The sequence below is a fragment of the Furfurilactobacillus entadae genome, assembly GCF_045862745.1.
Taxonomy (GTDB): Bacteria; Bacillota; Bacilli; order Lactobacillales; family Lactobacillaceae; genus Furfurilactobacillus; species Furfurilactobacillus entadae.
In genome coordinates this window covers 26,532-41,953 of sequence record NZ_BQXN01000004.1, presented here as the reverse complement: position 1 = coordinate 41,953, position 15,422 = coordinate 26,532, and the positions used below count along the sequence as shown (strand labels likewise).

Sequence of the window (15,422 nt, the reverse complement as noted above, 5' to 3'; positions counted from 1 at the left end):
CTTGTTAACAACTATAAATACACTAGATCTGACGCCGGTGTTGGGTACGCCATGATGACATCGTCGAGCGTTAGGTGTTTGTTAACCACTAACGTTAGGTAATTGATCATCTCGTCCGCTAAATTGCTAAGGACCGTTGCCCCAACAATTTGCCCCTGGGCATTCGTAACCACTTTGGCCTGTGCCGTGGCCTCCTCAATTCGCTGATACGTGTACCAGTGCGTCATATCAAGCGTTGTGACCCGTAATGTATCGTCGGCCTGTGCAGTCGGAATGGCTACACCCACTGCCGCAAGCTTGGGTGCCCCAAAGACTACGGTTGGAATTGCTGGATATGAAATTGGTGCCGTGGTGGCACCCGTTAACTCACCGACTAAATAGCGGGCGTCAAATCCGGCAACCGGCGTTAGTTTGGGCTCGTCACGCTTTGCCACAACATCTCCCAGTGCATAAATCTGTGGATTAGTTGTCTGTAAATGGTCGTTAACAACCACCCCATGCCGATTTGCTTCAACACCCACAGCGTCAAGGTTCAACGTGTCCACATTAGGAATCCGGCCCGTAGCCCCAACAATGGCATCCGTAGTTAATTCAAACCCGTCCGCCGCGGTCAGTGTCAGCCCATCATCTGTCGCGGTAACAGCTTCAACAGCAATGTTCATGTCAAAGTGAACGCCTGCCGCCGTCAACTGCGCCACTAAATCATCCGCAAGATCTGCATCAAAGGCCCTTAACGGCCGATCATTATGCAAAACGACGTGAACATCTGCCCCGGCCGCATTAGCGATGTCAGCGAGTTCAAAGGCAATGTACCCGCCGCCGATAAACGTCACTCGGTTTGGCAGCGTCTGCCAGTTTAAAAAGTCCGTACTGGTCTGGATGTGGTCTGCACCGGGAATTGTGAGCCGGGCTGGTCGTTGACCGGTTGCTAAGGTAATCGTCTTGGCGCTCACCGTTTCGGTCCCCACCTGGACAGTGCCATCTGCATTGAACTGTGCGTGCCCGTTCAGGGTCGTCGCACCGCTTTGCTGAAGACCTGCAAGGGTTCCCGTGGGAACAGTTGAAGTGTAAGCCGTCTTTTTGGCCATTAAATCAGTCCAGTTGATGGTGGGCACACCGGTTAAACCGTGGCCCGCCATCTGTTCTGCGGCACGTTTAGCTTCCACAGCGGCTAACAAGATTTTCTTTGGATCACAGCCTCTGTTTGGACACGTTCCTCCCCACAGATTTTCCTCAACAATCGCCACTTGCTGGCCCGCTGAGGCGAGCCCCTCGGCTAATGCAAGCCCACCTGGGCCACCGCCAATTACTAACTGATCAAATGAAGTCATTCCCATCATCCTTTCTGTTATCTTCTCCAAACCATCATTACTTTTAAGTGTAACGAATCACTCAGATTCCCCCAAACATTCTGTTTTACGCTGGGGAACTCGTTTCGTTGTGGCGGGCACTAAGATACGCCACAACGTTAGCGGCGTTGATGTATCCCACCTGACGCTCGCCATCCATGACCCTCAAGTACTCACTGTGATTTAAATCATCAAAAACATCACTGAGTGTTTGGTCTGAACTAATGTCCGTCGGCGCTGTCTTTCCGGCCGGCAATGTGGTCATGGCATAACCCATCATCACCAATTTACCCACGTACACATCGTCAACATTTTTGGCCACACTTTGTGAGAAGAACCGTTCCACAAAATCATTTGCCGGTTTCTGGGCGATGTTTTCTGGTGTATCCACTTGCAGAATCTCACCATCGTTCATGACGGCAATCCGATCCCCAAGTTTAAGGGCCTCATCCATATCGTGGGTCACAAAGATCATCGTGTCATGCCGAACTTGGTGTAAGTGAAGGACAAGGTCTTGCAGCTGGGTCCGCGAAATCGGGTCTAACGCAGAAAACGGTTCGTCCATGAGCACCACCGGTGGCTCGGAGGCAATGGCCCGACAGATCCCGATTCGCTGCTGTTCACCACCGGACAGTTCGCTTGGCATCCGGTCACGATAGGTTGCCGGATCTAACCCCACCTGCGTCAACAATCGATCAACCGTGGCGTCAATTTCCTCACGTTTGACCCCCTTCATTTCTGGGATCACCGCGATGTTTTGTGCAACCGTCATGGTCGGAAACAGCGCGATTTGTTGAAGAACATACCCAATGTCCCACCGTAGTTCTTGCAGGTTTGTTTCGGCAATATTTTGATCCTTAATAAAGATCTTCCCGCCGCTTTGCGGTTGCAGTTGGTTAACCATCTTTAGGGTCGTCGTTTTCCCACTCCCAGAGGTCCCAACCAACACAAACAGTTCACCCTGATTAATGGTGAGGTTTAAATCAGGAATAACAAGGTTCCCGTTAAACGTTTGTTGGACGTGTTCAAACCGGATGTACGGTTCTGAATGCTTTCCTGTTTCTGTCATCTTAACGGCCCTCCTTCAATAGGTGATGCGTCACAAGGTAGTGGTGGGCCACACTCTTTGCAGATTTCTTCTGAACGTTCACTTCATAGTTCATTTCTTGCATATCTTGTTCTGAAATTTTACCGGAAAGTTGGTTCAAGCTCTTCACAATGCCCGGATATTTTTTTGCGAGGGCCGCTTTCATCAGGGGCGCCCCTTGATAGGCTGGGAAGAAGTGCTTGTTATCCTTCAAGACTGTCAAGTCGTACTGACGTAACTCGCTATCCGTAGAATAAGCATCCACAACGTTAATGTCGCCGTTATGAATCGCCTCGTACCGAAGCTTGGGTTCCATAGATTTAGCCGTCAAATTAAGCCCATAGGTCTTATTAATGCCTGGCAGACCATCACTTCGATCAATAAATTCCAGGGTCATCCCAGGCTTCAACTGACTCTCGACCGTCTTCAAATCGCTAATGCTGTGGACGTCCCACTTATCAGCGTCACTCTTTCGAATGGCGAGGGCAAACGTATTGTTGTAAGCCATTGGTTTCAGGTAATCCAGGTCAAATTGCTGACTTAGATCCTTCTTAGCATCCGTATAAGTTTCGGTCGCCGTTAAGCCCTTATCACTTTGCGGATTCTTAACCAAACTCTCCAAGACGGTGCCTGAAAATTCAGGATAAATGTCAATCTGATTGTGGTTTAACGCATTAAATAAGAAACTGGTTTTCCCAAAGTTTGGTTTTAACGTGACGTGCACCCGCTTATTATCCTGTTCGATTAAGTCCTTATACATATTGATCAAAATATCTGGTTCAGAGCCCATCTTCCCGGCAATCACGATGTTATCCTTTGGCTGCTGGGCGATCCGATACCCTTCAAAACCACCGAACCCCACCAGTAACACAGCGAGCCCCGCAATCAAATAGCGCGGCCGAACGTGCTCTAACCGGTTGATCAGCCAGCTTAAAACAATGGCTAACAATGCTGAACTCAATGCTCCGATTAAGGTCAGCATTGTATCGTTACGATCAATCCCTAGTAAGATGAAAGTCCCTAATCCGCCGGCCCCAATCAAGGCTGCCAGGGTTGCAGTTCCAATAATCATTACCAAGGCTTGCCGAACACCAGAAATGATCACTGGAGCCGCCATTGGGAGTTCCACCTTAAACAATTTCCGCATTTGGCTCATTCCAAATGCCGTTGCCGCTTCTTCGATGGACGGGTCAATTTCATCGATCCCGATGTATGTATTTTGAAAAATTGGTAACAGCGCATAAATCACAAGCGCAATAACTGCCGGAATCGTCCCGATCCCAACTAGGGGAATCAATAATCCCAGCAGTGCAAGTGACGGAATGGTTTGCAAAACACCCGCAATTTGAAGCATCACGGAAGCAAACCGCCGGTGGTGTGTGGCCCAGATGGCCAGTGGAATTGCAATGGCCATGGCAATTAACAGCGAAATAATTGAAATTTCAACATGCTGACCTAGTGCCGTTAATAGCGCGCCCCGCCGATCCACTAATGTCTGAATAAAAGCATCCATAGCTAATCTATACCTCGGTTTCTAACAATGAAATTCACTAATTTGATTATGTTGTGATGACAAGAATACAACCCGAACGTATGTTTGTCAAACAAGGGCCAATGTTCAGGCCACAAAAAAATACACACCATGTTCGGTGTGTATTATAAACTTACCTTTTTTCAATCACCAACAAGACGCTCTTACTGAATCCGGGCAAGGAAGTACTTCTTCTTTCCCCGGCGAACGATCACAAACTTCCCGTCAAACATTGCGTTGGGATCGACCACGGCTTCAAGGTCCGTTTGCTTGTCACCATTGATGGTAATGGCCCCGTTTGTCACATCTTCACGCGCTTGGCGGCGTGACTTTTCAATGCCACTTTCCGTCAAAAAGTCCACCACATTTTGGGGAGCTGATGTTGTTTCAACACTTGGGAAGGCTTTAAATCCTTGTTCGATTTCGTCAGCCGTCAGTTCCTTCACATTCCCTGAGAACAAGGCATCCGTAATCTTTTGCGCCTGCGCTAACGCATCCTCACCATGAACAAACCGGGTCACTTCTTCAGCTAACCGCCGTTGGGCCGTCCGCTTCCACGGTTCTGCCTTTACTTGGTCAGCCAGTTCATTGATCTCAGCTTCATCTAAGAACGTAAAGTAGCGTAAGAACTTCACGACGTCATTATCTTCTTGGTTCAACCAGAATTGGTAAAATTCGTACGGTGTTGTCTTTTCAGGGTCCAACCAAATGTTGCCCCCTTCGGACTTCCCAAACTTTGTTCCATCAGCCTTTAATAACAGCGGAATGGTCAGCGCAAAGACCTCGGCCTCTGACCCTTCGACCCGGCGAATCAAGTCCAGGCCAGCTGTGATGTTGCCCCACTGGTCACCACCACCGATTTGAAGTTGAACATCATGTTCACGGTACAGCGTCAAGAAATCAATGGACTGCAAAATTTGGTACGTGAACTCTGTAAACGAAATCCCCACTTCCAACCGTGAAGCCACGATTTCCTTGTTCAGCATGGTCTTCACGTTAAACAGTTTCCCGTAGTCACGCAAAAAGTCTAATAGTGATAATTTTGAGAGCCAGTCGTAGTTATTGACCAACCGGAACTGGTCTTCACCAAAGAGCCGAACCATCTGGCCCTTCAAGGCCTCCTGGTTATGCTGAACCTGGTCCATCGTTTGCAGCACCCGTTCAGCCTTTTTCCCTGATGGATCCCCGATGGACCCTGTTGCACCACCAATAACGATTACTGGTTTGTGACCCATCAGTTGGAACCGTTTCAAGATCATGAACGGAATCAAATGACCGATGTGCATGGAGTCCCCGGTTGGATCGATCCCACAGTACAGACCGATCGACTTTTTCGTTGTTAGCTCACGGAGCCCGTCTTCGTCACTGGTTTGGTTAATGGCACCACGCCATTTTAGTTCGTCAATAATGTTCATTTATACTTCCTCCTCATTAATTAGCGGTACAAAAAAAGTCCCCTGCAATCACTGCAAGGGACGAAAATTTTCCGCGGTACCACCCAAGTTATCACCAGTTTGGTGACCACTCAACGCATCGATAACCGCGATGCACCGTTATAGTGAGCGCAAACGCTGTATTTCACACCGTTAATGTGACTAGTTTCCACAGTCCACTAGCTCTCTTTACAGGGATTAACGATCCTACTTGATTAGCACACGGCCAATCACGTTTTCACTATTTATATTGGTATTTATTGTACTAACCCCTAAAACGCTTGTCAACCAGCGCACGCTCTAGTTGACGTAGAAAACGTAGTCCAGTGTGGTGGGGTTTTCTTCTGGTTGGAACCGGGCTGGGTCATACCGTTCGTACGCGTAGGCCAAATTGTCCCAGTCTGCATCCGTCATCAGGTGGCGGAGAATCAACTCTTTCTTAGCCATTTCCATCGCCCGTTGACCAAAAATGTCGCCAGTATCAGGATTCCCGTTTACCCACGCAACGGCTGCTGAACTTGCTGGAACCGTGATGGCTTGAAAGCCTTCAGGTACTTGCTGACCCTTTCGGAACCATTTTCCGATCCAGTATGTCGGTTCATCCCCATCAAACACAAGCAAGCCAATTTTTGCTGGGTCCAACGGTTTGTTAATGGTTTCCAGTTTTTTAAACTTATCGGTCATTTCCCAGTCAAGCCATGCATAGTTATATGACCCATTTTTCTGCTTACTGTAGGGTAAACCAAATAATTGACGTTCTGGTTCAGAAATTAAATTACGGTGTGTCACCTTCATATGGGTGCCTCCTTAGTTTGCCGTTCAACTACATCTTGTAACGTTTCGTGCGCCCGGTCAAGTCGCCATAAATACGGCGAAACCTGTGCCGGAAAGGTTGGATCAATTTTTTGACACCATGTCGTTGCCGTTTTTTGGGTGATTCGTTGATTCAGCTCGTCGCCCAAAATGTGTTGGAGGTGCCCGTCATACAACGCTTGCGAGTTTTCTAACCCCGTTAAGTGTCGGTGCTCATCCAGTACCAAAATGAGTAATAATGCGTTCACCTTTTTTAACCCAACGCCCAAGAATGGCTGTAACCGGTCTAACAATGTTTGATAGTCCGTCACGGCTAACAACGCGTCTGCATCACCGTCATGCGCCATTACCAGTCGACGGCCCAGTTCACTTAAATAGTGTGCCATCGTTGTTGGAAACCGGTGAAGCGCCGGCCGTTGCTGAATTGCAGCCAGCATGGTGGTTTCATGCGTTGCCAACCATACCGCCGTCAATTCAGCTTGGCCCGTTCGCTGACATAATTGGGCGGGTAACTGCCACGCCTTGCTCGCTGCCATTGACTGATCAGCAATCACCCCACACAGGAGTGCAAGGTGGTTGGTTAATAGTCCCGTCTTTGTATCAGTTGGCAAGTCGAAGTCACCAATAAACGTTGTTGGGCGGTGCTGTTCATAATCACGACGAATCAGCGCCAGCCGCGTTACTGCCTCAGTAACTGCCATTATGCGTCCGCCATGGTCTTCAAGAACCGGTTAATCACCGTTAGCTCCGCCTCCGAAAACTGGGCCATTCGCTCGGCGTTTTCACGATCAATCTCCGCGTGCATGGCCGCGTGACAGGTCGCAATCGTCATCCCCGTTGCCGTTAACTCATAGAAAACTTCCTTCTGGTTCTCAGGCCGTTTCCGCATGACGATCACCCCTAGGTTTGCTAGGCGTTTTGCAACCCGCGATATTCCGCCACGCGTGACAGCCAGCTGATCCGCTAATGGCCGCCCGTTTTGAGGACCAGCCTGTAATGCCGCCAAAAAATGGAGGGCTAACATTGATAGTTGCGGAATCAACTGCACAAGAGTTTCGTCATCAATGTGCGCCATCATCCACTGATGTTCTCGATCCGGTTGATCTGTTTCGGAGGCGAGGGTCAGCAACTGCCCCGAAATTTCCTTTACCAATCCTTCTTTTGTCATGATTACCATTACCTCGTAGGCTTATCTTAGCATTGTCGCACGAATAACATAAGCCTCGCTTAACGTTTTCTTTTCATTCCTGCCAGTCCGGCCTTTTTTACTGATTATCAACGGACTTCTTTTTTTGCCATCGCTCCTAGGCGGTTAAGTTGAAGCCCGAAAAAATTGCGTGCTACACTGACTAAAAGGGTTCCAGCACCAACAATTTATTGAAAGTCGGGGTGACCGTCATGCACGTTGTCCTAGTCAATCGTGAAACCAATCAACGCCACGAAATTCCTGACTGCGAAGCCATCGCCCTCGTGGACCTAGACCACCAACCACATGCCCCCCAATATTACGTTCCCAATGCCCGGCAACAGCAGTCTGCAACGGCGGTCATCATTACCCGGCGGCGAAGTCGGCCCTTAACCTACAAAACCGCGTTGTGGGAGTTACGTAAGGATTAATTGACCACCAAATCAAAACGACGACCTTTCCGGAAATTTTTCGGAAAGGTCGTCGTTTGTCGTACTTGAATGTGTTTTTAAAATAGAATAATTGCAAGTTCTTAATAAAGATGATTCTGGCTAAACGTCGTCTTAACGTGTTTAGTGTTTGTATAAATAGGTGTACGTCCCGTCTTCATTTTTTCTAAACGTAAACTCATGGTCTGTTGTATCCTTGGCCCGCCACCGCGTAACCCCGTAGTGGACCGTATCCGAATCTTGTAGCCGTGTGATAACGCCACCCACAAGTTCACGGTCATCACTAAACGAGCCTCGTAAAACACCTTTTAGTTGTGGTAAAAATTCTTCAGCATTTGTAATCTTCATTCTTCTCATCCCCAATCACTTATTTACAAAATCAGTTTAGCAAATCTTACTTAAAATGTGAACGCTTTCATTAAATTTAATTGACTACCGTTAATCATTTCCCCACTCAATCCTTAATCTATTGCCGTTCTCACCTTTATAGTTATTTTCCAATAAGCTGATTCGGTTCGGCCGCACCACATTTAATCACAAAGAGCCTCACCGTCACTGAACAATTAGTTCAAAAACGGTGGGACTCTTTTCGTTTACAACCTATTTACTTTCAGACAGTGTGTTTCGTAGTTGCTCACGAAGCGCATTGGCTGGCGCCAACCGACTGGCACGTTTGACCGATGGATCTGTGGTCACATATTGATAAATCGCGTGTAGAAGGAGCCCGGCCACAAAAATCAGTGGAAAACCGGCCACGGTACAAATCGCTTGGACCGTTTCAAAGCCGCCCACCAACACGATCCCCAGTGAAAAGAGGATAAAAATCACAACCCACGCCATCCGGTTCCACCTTGTCGGTTGCTGTTTACCAGTCAATTCCAAACTGGTAAACGAGGACACGATAAATGCGGATGACGAAATTGTGGTGGCCAAAAAGACGAAACATGATAAACAAAACAGAATCAACATCAGAAGTTTTAACGGTAACGTCTGAATGATGGCGGCAAGCACCGCTGCCTGCCCCTGGCCGTTCAAAATGTGGACGAGATCAACTGCACCAGTTTGTTGTAACCACAACGCGTAGCCACCCAACACTGCGTAAAAACTCAAACAACCACCGACACCATACGTCAGCATGCCAACAATGACCTGGCGGATCGTCTTTCCTCGCGAAATTCGGGCAATAAATAATCCCATTACCGGCATGTACGATAGCCACCAGCCCCAGTAAAACATGGTCTGGTGCTGAGCAAACGTGTTACCACCAGTACTGGCCCGGTTAAACGACATGGCAATAAAGTGCTGGCCCATCAACGTCAATGTTTGAACTTCACCGCCCAGTAAACGCATAGTGGGGCCAACTAACAATACAATGATCAAAAAGCCAATGGCGAGGTAAATGTGCCAAGCTGATAACTTTTTGATTCCTTTATTCAGCCCAGCATACACGGTTAACGCAAAGAGGATGAACAAAACACCAAACAGGGCTAGCTTCAACCCCATGTTGTCTGGAATGCCAGTGATCACGCTCAACACCTTTGCAATCACCGGAATTTCCATCCCGATGGAAGAACCAATTCCGCCCATGATTCCAAAAATCACCAGAAAATCAATCACCTGCCGTAACGTTTTCTTCCCAACGTTTGCGCCCTGTAATGCTGGAATTGCAGCACTTAATCGCTGAACGTGAAGTTGCTTGACATGCATGGCGTACGCGATGGCAATGGTCGCTGTCGCAAAGATCATCCACGCCATGGGGCCCCAGTTAAACTGGCCACACACGCTTGCGTATACGTAAGCCGCTGATGACATGGGTTTCGCACCAAATGCCGGGTGCTGGAGGTATTGCAGCGGATCCGTTGCACTCAGCATCAGGATACTAGCGTCAATTCCCGTCGCAAAGACCATGCTTCCCCACTGAAAACCACTGTAATCGGCTTTTTGCCCCGGTTTACCAAGCGTTATCTTCCCATATTTCGACCAGGCCAACCCCATAAAGAAAATGAAATTGGCGATGTACACGAGAAGATACAGCCACTCCAACCGACTGGTGAGGAAATTCAAAACCGCGTTCATGGCTTGCTGAACGGCTGAACCGCCAATGATCAACACCAACGAAACCAGTCCGAAAAGGACCATGGTTGGTACAAAGACAGTTCGATCGACATTTTGACGCTTTAAAATAATTTACCCTCCTAGAAATTGCTTAATTTTACCAATGTGGTTTATTAATTATCAGCCACCGGAATCGTTTTAATGATCCGGGCCGGATTGCCAGCTAACACCACGTTATCGCCGAAACTTTTCGTCACCACCGAACCGGCACCAACGACCACGTTATCGCCTAGCGTTACACCAGGTAGAATCGTGACGTGCCCACCTAACCACGCGCTGTCACCGATGGTAATTGGTGCGCCTAATTCAACGTCCGCATTTCGAGCGTGCGGATCCAATGGATGAATTGGCGTATACAGACCAACGTCCGGGCCAAAATAACAGTGGGCGCCAATCGTAATCGGACACGTGTCCAAGAACGTGTTGTCGTAGTTTGCATAGAAATGGTCCCCAATGTGAATGTTCCAACCATAATCAAACTTAAAGTCGCTCTCCACAAAAAAATCCGGACCACTATCTGCTAACAGTTCTTGAAGGCCATGATTTCGTTTACCATCATCTGCCTCTGCGTTGATTGGCGGTAACACCCGTCGAATCAATTTCCGTCGTGCAATTAATTCCGGATCAAATTGGTTATAGGATTCCCCCGCCGTCATTAACGCCCGGGCCGTTTTCAAAGTTTTCATAGATTTAACGCTAGCACTGTTTTCATTTTCATGCAAAATTGGTTTTGGATGCGGTGCCCGCTCATTACTAGCGCCGCACCAGCCGTCGCCATTTTGACTAATTTAATTTTCCCGGTCAAACCCCGATTCTACCATGCATAAATCGGCTTGAAAAAAGTAAGTACAATCCTTTGTGTTCGTCCAAAATTTCGAGTATCTTTTATGCAGATTCAAATTGAATCTAGCAAAACCGATGCAAGTAAGACAAAACTCATTCAGTTTTTTTGGGGAAGCCTTCATTCGTTTTTACGTAAATTATTTTTGTTTTCGCCATTATTGACGTCAGCATAACGTCACTGAGGCAGAGAAAAGGAGCGATTATTATGATGAAGAGTAAAATTGTTACAGGGTTAGTTTTAACGGTATTGCCATTGACACTAGCAACAGTTGGAACAGCAAGTGTTAGCGCTGATTCAACTCATGCAACCACGTTTAAAGTTGCCGACAAAACGTCGACCAAGATGACAGGTGCCATTGTTGGTTCATATAACAGCAAGGACAAAAAGGTTGTCGGCGCAACTCAGCCTGGTAAAAAGGTCACGTTTAAAGCCACAATGGCTAAGGGCGATTCAACCTATTTACACTTTGCATTTATGCACGCCGCTTCCGCAGCTAAGGGCTGGTACTTTGCACCCACTTCCGAAGATGGGATCAAGCTAACCAAAGCTGATTTCAAGAATGGTGCCACTAAAGACATTACTAACGAAATCGGGTTGTTTGCAGCACCCGACGCTTCAACCGTTAAATCAGTCACCGCTGATGATGGCACGTTGAAGTACGAAAAGACTTCAATGTTCTTAAAGGCAACGGTCAAGGAATCTAACGGCAAGTACGTTGTTACCATCCAAAACAAGTCAAAGGATGACTACAAGACACCATTCTCATCTGGTGTTTGGGGCACACAAGCAAAGGGTGAAAAGGCCTTTGACCACACGCCTTCTAACGCATTAAGCGAGTTAGCCACAATGGGTCACCGTGACGATCTCCTTAAGGCAGCTGAAACAAAGTAATCATTATCTTAAAATAACAGCCACCGCCGTAATTATGGCAGTGGCTGTTATTTTTGTGTAACCTTCATTTTTTCTGGCGAAACAAAGCGCAGCCTTCGTCTCATCTAACATAAATAGCCCCCATGGACATCAACCGTCCATGCAACTCTTGTTCTAGCTGCCATAAACGCGAAACAAAGCGCAGCCTTCGTCTCATCTAACGCAAATAGCCCCCATGGACATCAACCCGTCCATGGGGGGCTATTTGCGTTACCTGAGCAAGCCTAAACGCGCTTTGTTTCGCTCTTTAATTTTTAAACTGTTCCTTTACGTATTCCCGGTACAGATCATGGCTTGCCAACAATTCCTTATGCGTTCCCTGGCCCGTGATCGTGCCGTGTTCCACAAAGATAATGTTATCAGCATCGACCACCGTCGATAACCGGTGGGCAATGATTAACGTCGTCTGGTTCTTCATCAGGTTATTCAAGGCCCGGTGCACCATTTCCTCTGATTCGCTATCCAAGCTGGCGGTTGCTTCATCCAACATCAAAATCTTTGGATCGCGTAAGAACGCCCGCGCGATCGCCAACCGCTGCTTTTGACCACCGGATAACTTCACACCTCGTTCGCCAACCTCCGTCAGTAATTGTGCCGGCATTTCGGCAACAAACTGCTTTGCGAAGGCCAATTCAAGCACGTGCCACAACTCATCATCACTGACCGGGTGGTCTAATCCATACGTCAGGTTATCCCGGATGGTTCCGACCAAAATGGCACTATCCTGAGCCACATACCCAATTTGACTGCGCCATGAAGCCAGCGAAATATCCGCCACATCACGGTTTCCCAGTTTAACTTTTCCACTCGTGGGTTGATAGAACCGTTCCAATAACGCAAAGATCGTTGATTTCCCAGCCCCACTTGGACCGACAAACGCAATCGTTCGGTTTGGATGAGCCGTAAAACTCATGTCGTGCAGGATTGGTTGGTCCTTTTCATAACCAAACGTGACGTGGTCCATGCTTAACGTTTGCCCGCTCACATCAACTTCTTTTTGTTGATCGGCTTGTTCTGGTTCTGCATCCAAAATTCCGGCGATCCGAACCGTTGCGCCCTTCGTCTTCTGCAATTGACTAAAGAACTGAGCAAATTGCGTTGCGGGTGCAATCACTTGAAACAGATACAGTAAAAAGGCAACCATTGTTCCGATGGATAACGACCCTTCACTGACCCGAACACCGCCGTAACCAATAACCGCCACCATCATGCCCATCATGGCTAAGAGCATTAATGGGCTGATGACAGACATCGTTTTGGCCTCACTAACACCTGTCTTAAACAAGTGCTCAATGCCTGCGTTGCCGCGCTTTGTTTCGTTTGCTTCCCCGTTTGAGGACTTCACAAGTCGAATTTCGCTGAGCGTCTGGGTTGCGATCCCGTTAAAATCAGCCGTTTGTGTTTGTAATTGAATGGATAACCGCCGCATCATGTTCCCAATTGGGGCGATAATCAATCCGACAACCGGCACCGCCAGTAAAATAATGATCGTCATCCGCCAGTCCATCACCAGCAGAATAACGACGGCACCGACCATCGACACAATTCCACTGACAAACGATGGTAGTTGGTCCACAATCAGTGATTTCCACACGGTTGTATCATTCACGAGGTGACTCGCAAGTTCGCCCGTTGTGTGGTCGTCATAGTATGGAACGCTTAAATGAAGCAGCTTTTCCCACACCAGTTTTCGTAGCTTCATGACCACCTGTTCACCCATGTAACCCATCATGTAGTTAGAAACACAACTTGCGATGGCTTGCAGAATAAACGCCCCAACCAGGGCGGCCACCAGTGTGTAACTCAGGTGTGCCAGTGAAAAGTGATCCACCAATCCTTTTGTAAACAGGGGGATGACCAACCCGATTCCCGTCCCCACTAGACTAATTAGGAACCCAATGATCAGCATCGCCATATTTGGTCGCGCCTGCTTTAAAATCTTAAAAAATTCACCCCAACTAAAGCTTTCTGTTGCGGTCCGGCCGTTTCGTTGGCCCCCCGTTGGTAAACTACGCATCATGTCTACTTGCCTCGATCGTTTAATTTGTTAGATTCATAAAAATTAGGCACCTAACTGAATGACCATTACTATAATCACCTTGCTTCTGGAAGTCAACACGTTCGGAGAAAATATTTCGCTGCCTAACTATTTTTTATTGGTGCGCCCGCTCCGTGTCACTTATCATCTCCTAAAAACCTCATCACACAAAAATGACGCCTTCCCAATGATTGGAAAGGCGTCACGTCTGTTAATTATTCCTAGATCACGTAGACCATTATCACCGTTTTTCTGTTACCCCTTACTTATCAGCGCCTTGTTGTAACAGCTTCCCAACGACGGGTAGCTTACCGAAGTCGGCCGCCCCATCACTTGGAACCACCACAAGATTCGTTTCTGAACTTGCTAGTTGTGAAAAGGCATTGATCGATTGGTTTTCAAAATATTTATCATCGGCGTTGGTTAACCCCGTTTGCACCGTATCGATTCGGTAGCGTTCAGCATCCGCACGGGTTCGTGTTGCCGTGGCTTCGGCAGTGGCCGTTGCCATCAACGCGTCATTTTTAGCTTTATTTGTTAACTGAATGGACCGGGCCTCCCCTTCAGCTTGCGCAATGGCCGCAACCTTTTCCCGGTCCGCCGTTAATTGTTTATCCATGGCCGCTTGAATTGCCTTGGATGGCGTCAGTTCATCAATGTTAATTCGGTCCACATTAATTCCGTACGTATTCGTCAAATCACCAATAGCCAAAGTCAATTCTTGGTTAATTTTGGCTGTGGATCCTAGTGCCTCATTTAAATCCATCCGCCCAATGATGTCCCGCAAGTGGCCCCGAACAAGCTGTGCCATTGATTCAACTGAATCTGTATTTTCATACTGGTACTTCACCGCATCCGTAACGTGAAAATTCAGCGTTAAACTGGCAGACACATCTGCATTATCCTTGGTGATAATGGAGTAGTTTGGTAATGCCAACGGTTCCATGGCCAAACTCACTTTACGAATTTTCTGCACGATCGGAATATACATATGAAACCCCGACTCCACCGTTTGCCGGTAGCGACCCAACGTTTCCACCAACCCCTGATTATTCTGTGGAACAACCTTAAATCCAAACATAATGAGCTCCCCCTTAATTTAAAGACGTTTTAACGTCAAAATATTACCCTGATTTTCCAAAACCATGTATCGGGCCGTCGCATCGATTGGATCATTATTATCAATCAAATACCGATAATAGATTCCGGATAGTGCCACCAACCCGTTTTGAGCATTTAATGCTGTACCACTAATTGTTTGACCAATAATTTGCCGGCCTTCAAACGTCGATTGGTCAACGCTCGCCGCAAGTAGTGTCACAATGTGGGCGTTGACACTCCGATTTTCGCGTTGCGCTGCCGAAGCGATTTTGTCATACAGCGACTGATCTAATCGCAGTAAGAACCGCTTTTCCTGTGAATTGTCGGCCATTGTCAGCCTCCTTAATTGATACTTTTAATATCGAAATGATATCAAACTGATATTGTAATTTTATCGAGGCACTTTTACAATGTTTTTCTGCTCTTGGGATCCTCATAATATGCGCTTTTAAGCGAGTTATCAAAAAATCTGCCGATGGCCCCGTCGCAGTCCTTCTGGCTCTGACTGCCGAAACCGCGAAATAAGGCGCAGGCCTCGTCTCATCT

15 protein-coding genes are annotated in these 15,422 nt (G+C 47.5%); 2 read left to right on the top strand and 13 right to left on the bottom strand.

The features are described from left to right. Positions 1–11: 11 nt before the first annotated feature. The 7 genes from ACKTR5_RS02875 to ACKTR5_RS02845 all read right to left on the bottom strand — a co-directional run bounded on the left by ACKTR5_RS02875 (position 12) and on the right by ACKTR5_RS02845 (position 7,381). Positions 12–1,331: a dihydrolipoyl dehydrogenase family protein gene (locus ACKTR5_RS02875; RefSeq protein WP_407879016.1), complete on the bottom strand. Its 1,320-nt coding sequence runs from the start codon at positions 1,329–1,331 to the stop codon at positions 12–14. Positions 1,332–1,416: 85 nt separating this feature from the next. Further along, complete coding sequence (locus ACKTR5_RS02870) at positions 1,417–2,418, bottom strand: ABC transporter ATP-binding protein (RefSeq protein ID WP_407879015.1); 1,002 nt, start codon at positions 2,416–2,418, stop codon at positions 1,417–1,419. A gap of 1 nt (position 2,419) precedes the next feature. Continuing rightward, positions 2,420–3,949 (bottom strand): ABC transporter permease/substrate-binding protein, encoded by a 1,530-nt coding sequence (locus ACKTR5_RS02865; protein WP_407879013.1) that lies wholly within the window; start codon positions 3,947–3,949, stop codon positions 2,420–2,422. Between the two features lie 182 nt (positions 3,950–4,131). Next, positions 4,132–5,382, bottom strand: coding sequence for a tyrosine--tRNA ligase (gene tyrS, locus ACKTR5_RS02860; RefSeq protein ID WP_407879011.1), 1,251 nt, complete (start codon positions 5,380–5,382; stop codon positions 4,132–4,134). A 318-nt stretch (positions 5,383–5,700) separates the two neighbouring features. Beyond that, positions 5,701–6,195 (bottom strand): hypothetical protein, encoded by a 495-nt coding sequence (locus ACKTR5_RS02855; RefSeq protein ID WP_407879010.1) that lies wholly within the window; start codon positions 6,193–6,195, stop codon positions 5,701–5,703. Further along, entirely contained in the window at positions 6,192–6,914 is a 723-nt protein-coding gene (locus ACKTR5_RS02850) for an HhH-GDP family DNA glycosylase (RefSeq protein ID WP_407879008.1), read from the bottom strand. The genes ACKTR5_RS02855 and ACKTR5_RS02850 overlap by 4 nt, the downstream gene beginning before the upstream one ends. Continuing rightward, positions 6,914–7,381, bottom strand: coding sequence for a MarR family winged helix-turn-helix transcriptional regulator (locus ACKTR5_RS02845; RefSeq protein WP_407879006.1), 468 nt, complete (start codon positions 7,379–7,381; stop codon positions 6,914–6,916). Before ACKTR5_RS02845 ends, ACKTR5_RS02850 begins: the two co-directional genes overlap by 1 nt. 230 nt (positions 7,382–7,611) lie before the next feature. Here ACKTR5_RS02845 and ACKTR5_RS02840 point away from each other — a divergent pair, with 230 nt between their 5' ends. Beyond that, complete coding sequence (locus ACKTR5_RS02840; RefSeq protein WP_407879004.1) at positions 7,612–7,830, top strand: hypothetical protein; 219 nt, start codon at positions 7,612–7,614, stop codon at positions 7,828–7,830. A gap of 141 nt (positions 7,831–7,971) precedes the next feature. Here ACKTR5_RS02840 and ACKTR5_RS02835 read toward each other — a convergent pair whose 3' ends face one another. From ACKTR5_RS02835 to ACKTR5_RS02825, 3 genes are all read right to left on the bottom strand, one after another. Then, entirely contained in the window at positions 7,972–8,196 is a 225-nt protein-coding gene (locus tag ACKTR5_RS02835; RefSeq protein ID WP_407879003.1) for a hypothetical protein, read from the bottom strand. A 252-nt stretch (positions 8,197–8,448) separates the two neighbouring features. Continuing rightward, positions 8,449–10,035 carry a BCCT family transporter gene (locus ACKTR5_RS02830; RefSeq protein WP_407879156.1) on the bottom strand — a complete coding sequence of 529 codons (1,587 nt, stop codon included), beginning with the start codon at positions 10,033–10,035 and terminating at the stop codon, positions 8,449–8,451. A gap of 41 nt (positions 10,036–10,076) precedes the next feature. Continuing rightward, positions 10,077–10,649, bottom strand: coding sequence for a sugar O-acetyltransferase (locus ACKTR5_RS02825; protein WP_407879001.1), 573 nt, complete (start codon positions 10,647–10,649; stop codon positions 10,077–10,079). 362 nt (positions 10,650–11,011) lie between these two features. Here ACKTR5_RS02825 and ACKTR5_RS02820 point away from each other — a divergent pair, with 362 nt between their 5' ends. After that, complete coding sequence (locus ACKTR5_RS02820; protein ID WP_407879000.1) at positions 11,012–11,698, top strand: hypothetical protein; 687 nt, start codon at positions 11,012–11,014, stop codon at positions 11,696–11,698. 286 nt (positions 11,699–11,984) lie between these two features. On the opposite strand, the gene ACKTR5_RS02815 is transcribed toward ACKTR5_RS02820, so the two are convergent. The 3 genes from ACKTR5_RS02815 to ACKTR5_RS02805 form a co-directional block, all read right to left on the bottom strand. Beyond that, entirely contained in the window at positions 11,985–13,757 is a 1,773-nt protein-coding gene (locus ACKTR5_RS02815) for an ABC transporter ATP-binding protein (protein ID WP_407878998.1), read from the bottom strand. Between the two features lie 280 nt (positions 13,758–14,037). After that, positions 14,038–14,856: an SPFH domain-containing protein gene (locus ACKTR5_RS02810; RefSeq protein ID WP_407878996.1), complete on the bottom strand. Its 819-nt coding sequence runs from the start codon at positions 14,854–14,856 to the stop codon at positions 14,038–14,040. Between the two features lie 18 nt (positions 14,857–14,874). Then, a complete protein-coding gene (locus tag ACKTR5_RS02805; protein ID WP_407878994.1) occupies positions 14,875–15,207 on the bottom strand; it encodes a toxin-antitoxin system HicB family antitoxin in 333 nt (110 codons plus the stop codon). Positions 15,208–15,422: the final 215 nt, after the last annotated feature.